Raw genomic sequence first — 9,212 nt, 5'->3', positions numbered from 1 at the left:
AATTATTTATGTCATTTTAAAATCTTTCTTAGTTTTTATTAGTAAATAAGATGCGTTCGCCCTGTGCAATTCTCTTACTGCTAGTCGCCAAATTATTACTGAGAACTTAGAAACACATTTAGCCAATCGACGTGATCTTACAATTCAATTGTTGAATTTTGTGTTACTGACAATTATTCAGCACTGCGCGGCTCGACAGTCCAGTATTAGCTTCAGCTTTACAGAACTTGGGACTATCGCCACAATCTGCAACGGACTGCGTTCACAGCCACATCCGCACCCGGCGCTTGCAGCGTTGGATGCTTACGTTCAATTGCTGGAGTTTTAAAAAAGATGAAAGCGATATCCGTTCGTCAGCCTTGGGCATGGGCAATAATTTATGCTCTTAAAGACATAGAAAACCGTGGCTGGCCCATTCATTATCGCGGCGACATTCTAATTCACGCCGCCAAAACCTGTACCAAAAAAGAGTACCAGGTAGCGGGAGAATTTTGCCAAAGCATGGGGGTGTCTATCCCAGAACTAAAAAGTCTCCGTCGCGGTCAAGTGATTGGCATTGTCACAATAGTAGATTGCAAGTTTTCACAAGTTGCTTCTGGCTGGGGGATGCCTGGGCAATATCACTGGGAATTGGCGAATCCACGCGAGATTGCACCGATTCCTTACATTGGGCAGTTAGGGATTTTTGAAGTACCCGATGATTTGGTCATGGAGGTGGCTGCATGACTAAAACAGTAATAGTTGAGTTATCTGCAATACCCGAAAAATTCTTAGAGGACGACCTTAGAGCTTCAAAACTGCATAGCCAAGGATGCCTCTATCCGTATCTCGAAAAGAAAAAGTTACTTGATGGAACCATAGCCTTTTACCCACGAGTTATAGGCCAACGTGACCCAGACAACCCGATTCAGTGGCGATGGGGTTTTAACTGGGAAGAACGAGTTGATGGATTATGGAAAGGGCGAAGTATCGGCTCAATTCCCCCTGGTGCTGTCCCAATGATTCGGACACTGCAACAGCAGGGGGTAACTAAGGAAGATATTATCGCTTTTATCAAAAGAGCGAAAACCAAAAAGACATCACCAAAATTAGATGTCTGCAAAAATTTTGATAACACAAAAATAAAACCAGTTCTTCCAGATGATGCACCGATCGCTGTAGTACTTTTCGCGGGCGGCGGTGGGATTGAAGCGGGGATGGTACAGGCTGGTATTCGTCCAGTGATCGCGGTGGAGTTTGACCCAAGCAAACCAGACTTGAGCAGGGCGATCGCCAAAACCCATCACCACAACTTTAGCGAATACGGGTGTAGAATAATCCAACTAACAGTGCAAGAAGTAGCACAGTCAAAGTTTCTAGGTTTTCCCCGCCGCCCCGATTACCTCCACGCCTCTCCGGTGTGCGCCAACTTCAGCCAAGCCCACACAGCTAAAGCGGGTAAAGGTATTGAAACGGCTGACGATCTGACGGCTGCGATCGCTGTAGCAGAAGCTATCCGACAGTTGCAGCCACGGGTGTTTACTCTCGAAAATGTCCCACGCTATCAGAACAGTCAAAGTTTCAGTATCATTCTGGATGCTTTGGAACTTGAGGGGTACTCGGTTACTTACAGCGTGGTGAATATGGCTGATTTTGGACTACCCCAGGCGCGGCGGCGGTTGGTTTTGGTTGCAAGTAGGGGGTTTCGGGTTACCCTACCTACGGGAGCTAAATCTTGTGGTTGGTACGAGGCGATCGCCCATCTCATCCCCAGCATGACCGATTCCCAACTACTCCCCAAACAACGGCAAGCTTTGGAGCAATTTTTAGCCGGGAATGCGCCCACACCACTGTTAATAGAAAGAGTGGGGGGGCGTACACAGTCCAAGTATAAACCTGCACACTTGCCCTGTAACACTATCTTGCGATCGCATTTCACCGATCACAAAGGCTGCAACCGAAGCAAATTCGCTGATATCTGGTTGCCGGATGGGATAGTCAAATCCTTGTCTATTGAAGGGGCTGCAATCCTGCAAGGGTTTCCCGGTTGGTACGAGTTTCCCAACGAGACTGCTACGGCTGGGTCGATTATCGGCTACTCTGTGCCTCCCAGTTTTGCAAGCCAATTATTCATGTCGGCACAAAGTTATAGCTATGGCAATAGCTAAGGCTCTACTCCTTCATCAATCCAAGCATCAATTGCTGTTTTTACCTCTAATTCAGTCACGGCAGACCATTCTTTTTCGTTGATAGTTATTTTAAATACTGCTCTTTTACCGTGACCAACTTTTTCCATTGAATGTCCGCGATACACATTTTTAGGCTTAATCATTTTTCTTAATCATCTTTATAGAATATTATAAACTGTCGCTCAATAAGAAGAGTAGTTTGATTTTCCATAATGGCTGCTGATCGAGGGGATTATCATAAGCAGGAGCATCATTGCGAATGGGAAAAAGCAAATCTCAAAACAGAATTTAGAGGAGCCGTAATTCAGCTATGATTACTGAAAATGATGATTCAGTCGATCCAGTCAAGACCACTAGCCTAAATTTTTACACTCTCGAAGATATTTAAAAGGAAAAGGAATTACAGTACTTTGATTTGTGCGGACAAAATCAACATCCATTGTTGGAAGGAGTTGTTTAAATATTAGCTCAGAACCTTTTACCGCAGCTATTCTACGAATATGACAAGCATCTTTGAAAGAAAATTTTACTTTTTCTCTCCTATCTCCTACGAAGTAATAAGCTTCTTTATCAGTTTCGGCAAAATAGTTTATGTTTAGAGAAGCATCAAACAATTCTTTAAGGCTTTCTTTATTCTTTGGAAAACTAAGCCTAATATTATGCTGATTAGTAAGATAAGATCGGAACTTATCAGCTACCGATGTACCTGAACCTATATTATCATTCAAAAGTTTTCGGAAGCTATTCTTATCTAACTCATTATTTGCTAAAATGTGCAATTGGCTAATTATATTTACAAACTTATCAGCAAATTCTTGACCATCTGTAAATATAAATTTTTGTATTATTTTTACTAAATCATTGCCTGTTTGTTTACCTAATGGCAGCTTATTTCCTACTTCTTGAATAAGAGTTTCAATCTGAGAAATGGCAGGAATAGTAATTTCCTTTGTACGCCATATTTCATTAACATCCCCCGTATTGGATATAACTAATCCTTCTAATTCACCATAATTTTTGTTAACTTTAGCATTATCATTAGCATTAATTATTAACTCTTTATACTTTTGAAATTTTTGATAGCTAAATATATCTTGAGAGTCTACCCTATAAAATTCAAAACTACCATTAGGTTGAATTTCCATAAAAATAACATTTTCTGCTTCTCCATGCCAAATAGCAAAAGTCCATATTCCTTCTAATTGCAGTTTTTCCCATTGAAAAAGATTAATTTGTTTATAAGCGATATCACGTTTTATAAGCAATTCTTTAATACTCGTCTTAAGAGCAGGACTAGATATAAGTTCACTTGATTCAACTGTAAGATGTTGTCGATAAAATTTATTATCTGAAGGAAGATATTCATCTTCTAGACCCATCTCCACGTAATAATTTTGATTATGAATAATTCTGATATTCAAAGCATCCTGTTTATCACGTTGGCTACAAGTGATAAGGTTAGTTTCTAAAATATAATTAGGATGAAGAAAGGTTTTTATATCATTTACTAAATTTTTAGACTCGTCGTTATTGGCTTTATCTATTATATTTACTGCTTGCCCTTTTAGTAAATGGTGAAGTTGTTCTGGCTTGTTCAATAAACTATTATTGAGTTCAATAGTCTGGTCAATTTCAATATTAGATAATTCAACCTCTATATATTTTGATAAATCTTGTCGTATAGTTGACATAACATGATGCAAAATTCCAGCACGACTTTTATAAAAATTATCAATGTTTCCAAAGTCAAGAAATTGCCTAGATGCTTTTTTTCCCTTTAAACCACATTCGATATATATTAAATTTGTCTCAATTTCAGCATCCCGTGGTAAGGATCTCCGCAAACTGCTGGTTGATGGTTCAAATATATAATGAGGTTTCTTAAGAGCATTTTGAAGTTCTTTCTTGCGCTTAGGATCACTTGTCTTTTTATTTTCTGAAAGTATAGAAATTTTACTTCGATAACGAACAGTCTCTACTTCTAGCAAGTAGGGGTTAGATGTTATACTTACTTTCGCAATATCAAGACAGTCTTTACGTTTACTGTCAAAATCTGATACAAGCAACAATGCGCCTGTTAAGTTGCAGTATTGATACTTAGCAAAACGGGAATTTGAGGCAGACAGTGAGTTTAATAGAATTTGAGCTAACCACGCTTCACAAATACAATCTTCATTAATACCAATATCATTTAGTCTAGCTTTTGGAAAAGCTTCAGTAGCAGAACTACCATCAAAATTTTTGTTTGATCTAATCCTACGAAGCAGTTGGTAAACATCAACTGGCCTTTTAAACATAGCAAAGGCATACTTGCCATATTGGAACATAACAGCAGCAGCATTAAAATCTTTCCCAATCAGGTAATCTAATTCAACTGCTCCATAATAATTACTTTTTTGTTCACGAGTAAACTTAATAAAGGCAAAGTCTTTTTGAATTTCATCGATATTAAAATTAATGTCTAGACGATTTGTTAAAATACCCATTACCTAAACTCCTTTAAAATAAATTCAATTGATTCATCAGCAACTCTGCCATTTTTGCAAAGATAAGGAACCTCAAATATCTTTCTATCAGAAGATATATATGGTTTAAAGATTGTATCTGAAGAAGCTAAAATATTAATTACAAATATTTTTTCTGCTCCCACAGATACCATTTTTTCACGTATTTTACTAAGTATTTCATCAGCTTGGACAAAAGACTTATCGTTCCAAAATTTAAAGTCTACATAATTCTTATCTCTTTTAAAATCAAAACGCTCGAATTCATTTATGTCTAACTCTATTAAATTAATATTGAGTACTTTTTCAAAAATATGTTTACCGCAGACTTCACCTAAAGCTCCTTTGTAAATATTATTAAACATTGGCGGTGTCAACATTAGTTCGGACTCAGGAAAGGTTGTTGCCCAACCAGAGTTAACAAACAATTCATGTAAAATATCAATTTTCATCAATTCAGGAAGACGAGCAGATACTTCACTTACTGGTTTGACCTCTTTCTTGCCGTATCTATTAGAAAAGAAGACTTCAATATCTCTATAGTTATTTGTTTCTACATAACTATATGAATTGCTAGGTTTTGGTAATTTAAGGTAAATAGGACTCCAGTTAGGATCGCACTCCAATTCTTTTTTAACAGTAGGCTGAACAAGAACTTGCTCTCGAAGAGCTTGCCAAGCTTTGACAGTTTGAGGTATCCAGGGTGTACTTAACTGACGGCGGATATGGGCAGAAGTGTGATTGCTCCTATTAGAATCCAAGACAGACCAAACAGGCTTGCTAATACTAAGGTAGGTACTAGCCAGACGGAAAAAACTATTCGATTGTTACAGCAATTGAATCAATCCCAAGCAAGCAGCTTAAATCAACACCATCAGTCAAATTTTGGGAACCATCAGTTTTCATTTGCCCCTTCAACGGTACACCATCACCTTAAGGGAGCAATCATAGGCTGTAGAGGGGGCGATTGTTGTAAGGGCAAAGGGAGACGATAAGCTCCCGTTTAAGCATAAAGGCGATCGCAAGAAAGCGGGCGAAAAGCGCCATCGCTCTATTGCAAGGTACGCTGGGAGTAATCGGGCTGGGCGTGAGCGGGTGCAATGCTTCGGCTAGACACGCCTACACCGCTTAAAGAAAGCAAGCAGCCCAAGAATACAATCAAAGCTGACTAACAAAAATGCCCTTCATTCAAAAGCGTACAAGATAAAATTTACGGATTCAAATACTCAAAAAAAATAAGTTGATTTCCATCTCTATCGAGAATAGAGAATTCCTTTGTTCCCCAAGGTTTTTTCCTTAGCAATCCGTTGGGATGAACTACTCTTTTATCCTGAAACTCTGTGTAGAGAAAGTCTATCTCTTCAACCTCAATCCTACAGGAAGTATTTTCAGCAATATATTTATCCGAACAAGCCCAAAAATGGATTTCTACATTATCCCTTTGTACGATTCCATAATTGCCTTTCTCTTGATAAACAACACTAAAATTCAACGATTGATAAAAATCCATTGTATCAGCTATATTTAATGAAGCCAGGACAGGTATAGCATTCCTTAATTTGGGTGATTCCATTAGTTTTTATCAGTAGAATTTGAGGACATTACACCATTTTTGATAGCAGATTACAACTTATTTAAAAAATATTAGGTTCTTGCCTTTTTTCTATGTTAATTTTTCACGTTACGTTTTTATTAAGCCACTCCAAGTAATGTTAGCATTCACACCAACATTTTCGGATATGCTGCTTAAATAGTTTTGTTATGCCGTATTTGCTGTGACGAAATTTGTTCAAGCATCATCTTTAGATAATAGGAAACAGTGTTTTCAGTTTCCCAGTGATGAGCGCCCGGTCAGGATTTCTGGGTTTTCCCCGCCGCCCCGACTACCTCCATGCCTCCCCAGTATGCGCCAACTTCAGCCAAGCTCACACAGCCAAAGCGGGTAAAGGTGGGGAAACTAGCGATGATCTGACCGCAGCGATCACAGTTGCAGAAGCCTTCCGACAGTTGCAGCCACGGGTATTTACTGTCGAAAATGTGCCGCGTTATCAGAACAGTCAGAGTTTCAGTATCATTCTGGATGCTTTAGAATCTCTTGGTTATCACGTCAATTACAGCGTGGTCAACATGGCTGATTTTGGACTACCCCAGGCGCGGCGGCGGTTAGTCCTGGTTGCAAGCAGGGGTTTTCATGTTGCCTTACCTTTGGGGACTGCACCTTGCGGTTGGTACGAGGCGATAGTCCATCTCATCCCCACAATGACTGATTCACAGCTTCTACCTAAACAGCAACAAGCTTTAGAAAAATTTTTAGCCGAGAATGCGCCAACACCACTGTTGATTGAACGGGTTGGGGGACGCAAGTTACCCAAGTATAAGCCAGGGTCGCAGCCCGCTAATACCATTCTGCGATGGCGCGAGCGCCCGCCGGAGGCGATCCCACTTCACAGATCACAAAGGCTGCAACCGTAGTAAGTTCGCTGATATCTGGTTGCCAAATGGTACGGTCAAGCCTTTGTTTAGTGATTAAAACTATGATAGATGATGATTTGGCTAATTAGTAGGAACGCAGTGGCTATTAAGCTCTGGTGTAGTTACCAAGTATTTCCACTGAATGATTAATTACAGAAAAACTTTTAGCTTATGCTCTATTCATAATTGTTATTTATAAATTACTTAAAATTCATAATTTAACCTATATTTTAACTCTTCACTTCGGCTTCAAAGTTAGTAGTGTTTCCTTTACAGCTTCTTGAAGCTAATATCATTAATTTTATCATTGTGATAACAGCTCGAATGATTGATATTAGAGAAGTAGTTTCAAGTAGAGTTAATTGAATCAGTGAATAAGAAATGGGCTATCAAACGCCTGACAATCAATCTGACATCAAGCGAAGCAGAGAGGTTAGAGAAATACTGCTCAATAACAGGACGGCCAGCAACGGATGTAATTCGAGAGTTAATCCGCTCTTTAACTGTTGAATCGACATCAAATGCAAATTGAAAAACATGGTTGTAGAGCATAGTTACTCAGTAATTAAATATACAAGTAAATGTTAACTTTCAGGAAGTAAATGTCCAAGCTGGTGGTTTTGGCACAGAAGCTGCCGATGCAGAAATGCGTTTGGTGATTCTACACCTTCTTGAGATTATTTGAACGCGTTTAAAAAAATTACTTAACAACAAGATTTGGAATAATAAAATGGATGTTGACTTTCTTTCTAATTATCAGCTAATTCTTAATGAAGCATCTGAGTTTCATTTAGGATATCCCTACAATTTAAAACACGATCATACATTTTTATTACCTTTTCTTAAATACTCAATTAATAACCTTGGAGGAGATTGCTTTACTAAATCGCATTATCGAATTGATTCACGAGATTTTGAAAAAGAGGTATTGCAATTTTTTGCAAATTTATACCACCTTCAAGATTGGTGGGGATACGTAACTACCAGTGGAACCGAAGGTAACTTGTACGGAATACTTTTAGGGAGAGAAAACTATCCTAATGCTATTTTATATGCCTCAGATGCTTCACATTACTCTATAAGTAAGGCAGCTAGGTTTTTTAGAATTCCGTATCGCAAGATTGGTGTACAAACACCTTCGGAAGAAATGGACTATAGTGATTTCTATAAGCAACTTGTACCTAATCTGCCTGCGATTATTTGCCTTAACCTGGGTACTACTTTTACAGGGGCAATAGACGATATTGAGCAGATTCTCAATGTTCTGGAGATGAAACAAGTCAGCCAATTCTATATTCATGTTGATGGCGCTTTAGGGGGAATGCTTCTTCCCTACTTGCGTTCGGACTGGATTGATTTCAACAAACCTATCAGTTCGTTGTCAATCTCAGGACATAAATTTATTGGTAGCCCTTTCCCTTGTGGGATTGTTATTACTAAAAAACATTTGGTTGAAGCACTCACATCTGATATCGAGTATATCGGCGCTCAGGATATGACTATTGGAGGTAGTCGCAACGGACATACTTCACTCTGTTTATGGCATGAAATCTCCAAAAGGCGTTCTAACTTTGGATTAGAAGTAGCTGATTGTGTAGCCAAAGCAGAGCATTTATGTACACAACTGAAGTTCAGAGACTTCAATCCATTTCTCAACCCTTATTCCAATACAGTTGTTTTCAATAAACCCTCCGATAATCTGGTGAAAAAGTATCAACTTGCAGTCCGGGGAGATTATGCACACGCAATTATCATGCAAAATCACTACATTGAATTTCTGGATTATTTTGTTGAGGAACTTGTTACAGAAAAGTTTGATTTGGCAAAAATAGGTAAAGAGTAAAGTGATTCGCCAGTAGCCGGACTATAAGTAGCATAGGATGCTGTTGGCGAAGTTTACTTCTTTCTGAATATCTGTAAAAGCTTAGATATGCTAAATATAAAAAGTTATTTATCAAATAAATCATCAGATAAACCGAAATTTCTTATCGAATTGCGGATAACTTATCTTCAATAATAGTCTGCCTTCAGAACGATTATGAGGTGGAAAGTCTAGCTAATAAGGTTA

General features: G+C 38.5%; 10 protein-coding genes. 6 read left to right on the top strand and 4 right to left on the bottom strand.

Features of this window, described 5'->3' with window-relative positions; all coding sequences use genetic code 11:
* Positions 1-160 precede the first annotated feature (160 nt).
* The 3 genes from H6G26_RS35170 to H6G26_RS35160 are packed head-to-tail and all read left to right on the top strand — an operon-like array spanning position 161 to position 2,147.
* Positions 161-328, top strand: coding sequence for a hypothetical protein (locus H6G26_RS35170; RefSeq protein WP_190735852.1), 168 nt, complete (start codon positions 161-163; stop codon positions 326-328).
* Positions 329-333: 5 nt separating this feature from the next.
* The gene (locus tag H6G26_RS35165) at positions 334-726 is read left to right on the top strand and encodes an ASCH domain-containing protein (protein ID WP_190735850.1); all 393 of its coding nucleotides are present in this window, start codon (positions 334-336) and stop codon (positions 724-726) included.
* A complete protein-coding gene (locus H6G26_RS35160) occupies positions 723-2,147 on the top strand; it encodes a DNA cytosine methyltransferase (protein WP_190735848.1) in 1,425 nt (474 codons plus the stop codon). The genes H6G26_RS35165 and H6G26_RS35160 overlap by 4 nt, the downstream gene beginning before the upstream one ends.
* Here the strand turns inward: H6G26_RS35160 and H6G26_RS35155 are convergent.
* The 4 genes from H6G26_RS35155 to H6G26_RS35140 form a co-directional block, all read right to left on the bottom strand.
* Complete coding sequence (locus H6G26_RS35155) at positions 2,144-2,311, bottom strand: hypothetical protein (RefSeq protein ID WP_190735846.1); 168 nt, start codon at positions 2,309-2,311, stop codon at positions 2,144-2,146. The two genes, H6G26_RS35160 and H6G26_RS35155, sit on opposite strands and share 4 nt — an antisense overlap.
* A 210-nt stretch (positions 2,312-2,521) precedes the next feature.
* Complete coding sequence (locus H6G26_RS35150) at positions 2,522-4,654, bottom strand: hypothetical protein (protein WP_190735844.1); 2,133 nt, start codon at positions 4,652-4,654, stop codon at positions 2,522-2,524.
* The gene (locus tag H6G26_RS35145) at positions 4,654-5,433 is read right to left on the bottom strand and encodes a hypothetical protein (protein WP_190735841.1); all 780 of its coding nucleotides are present in this window, start codon (positions 5,431-5,433) and stop codon (positions 4,654-4,656) included. The genes H6G26_RS35150 and H6G26_RS35145 overlap by 1 nt, the downstream gene beginning before the upstream one ends.
* A gap of 449 nt (positions 5,434-5,882) precedes the next feature.
* Positions 5,883-6,245: a VOC family protein gene (locus H6G26_RS35140; RefSeq protein ID WP_190735840.1), complete on the bottom strand. Its 363-nt coding sequence runs from the start codon at positions 6,243-6,245 to the stop codon at positions 5,883-5,885.
* A gap of 266 nt (positions 6,246-6,511) precedes the next feature.
* On the opposite strand from H6G26_RS35140, the gene H6G26_RS35135 reads away from it, so the two are divergent.
* The 3 genes from H6G26_RS35135 to H6G26_RS35125 all read left to right on the top strand — a co-directional run bounded on the left by H6G26_RS35135 (position 6,512) and on the right by H6G26_RS35125 (position 8,987).
* On the top strand, positions 6,512-7,144 hold the full coding sequence (locus H6G26_RS35135; RefSeq protein ID WP_242054117.1) for a DNA cytosine methyltransferase: 633 nt from the start codon (positions 6,512-6,514) through the stop codon (positions 7,142-7,144).
* Between the two features lie 361 nt (positions 7,145-7,505).
* Positions 7,506-7,676, top strand: coding sequence for a CopG family transcriptional regulator (locus H6G26_RS35130; protein ID WP_190735854.1), 171 nt, complete (start codon positions 7,506-7,508; stop codon positions 7,674-7,676).
* Positions 7,677-7,874: 198 nt separating this feature from the next.
* The gene (locus H6G26_RS35125; protein WP_190735838.1) at positions 7,875-8,987 is read left to right on the top strand and encodes a histidine decarboxylase; all 1,113 of its coding nucleotides are present in this window, start codon (positions 7,875-7,877) and stop codon (positions 8,985-8,987) included.
* The last annotated feature ends 225 nt before the right edge of the window (positions 8,988-9,212 follow it).

It is taken from the genome of Nostoc sp. FACHB-888, assembly GCF_014696655.1.
Classification (GTDB): Bacteria; Cyanobacteriota; Cyanobacteriia; order Cyanobacteriales; family Nostocaceae; genus Nostoc.
Note: the sequence above shows the minus strand (reverse complement) of the source record. Positions and strands in the feature narration are given on the sequence as shown.

Excerpts from the sequence above, each read along its gene's own strand:
- H6G26_RS35165 (WP_190735850.1), top strand. The coding sequence starts at position 334 with ATGAAAGCGATATCCGTTCGTCAGCCTTGGGCATGGGCAATAATTTAT.
- H6G26_RS35160 (WP_190735848.1), top strand. The coding sequence starts at position 723 with ATGACTAAAACAGTAATAGTTGAGTTATCTGCAATACCCGAAAAATTC.
- H6G26_RS35155 (WP_190735846.1), bottom strand. The coding sequence starts at position 2,311 with ATGATTAAGCCTAAAAATGTGTATCGCGGACATTCAATGGAAAAAGTT.
- H6G26_RS35150 (WP_190735844.1), bottom strand. The coding sequence starts at position 4,654 with ATGGGTATTTTAACAAATCGTCTAGACATTAATTTTAATATCGATGAA.
- H6G26_RS35140 (WP_190735840.1), bottom strand. The coding sequence starts at position 6,245 with ATGGAATCACCCAAATTAAGGAATGCTATACCTGTCCTGGCTTCATTA.
- H6G26_RS35135 (WP_242054117.1), top strand. The coding sequence starts at position 6,512 with ATGAGCGCCCGGTCAGGATTTCTGGGTTTTCCCCGCCGCCCCGACTAC.
- H6G26_RS35125 (WP_190735838.1), top strand. The coding sequence starts at position 7,875 with ATGGATGTTGACTTTCTTTCTAATTATCAGCTAATTCTTAATGAAGCA.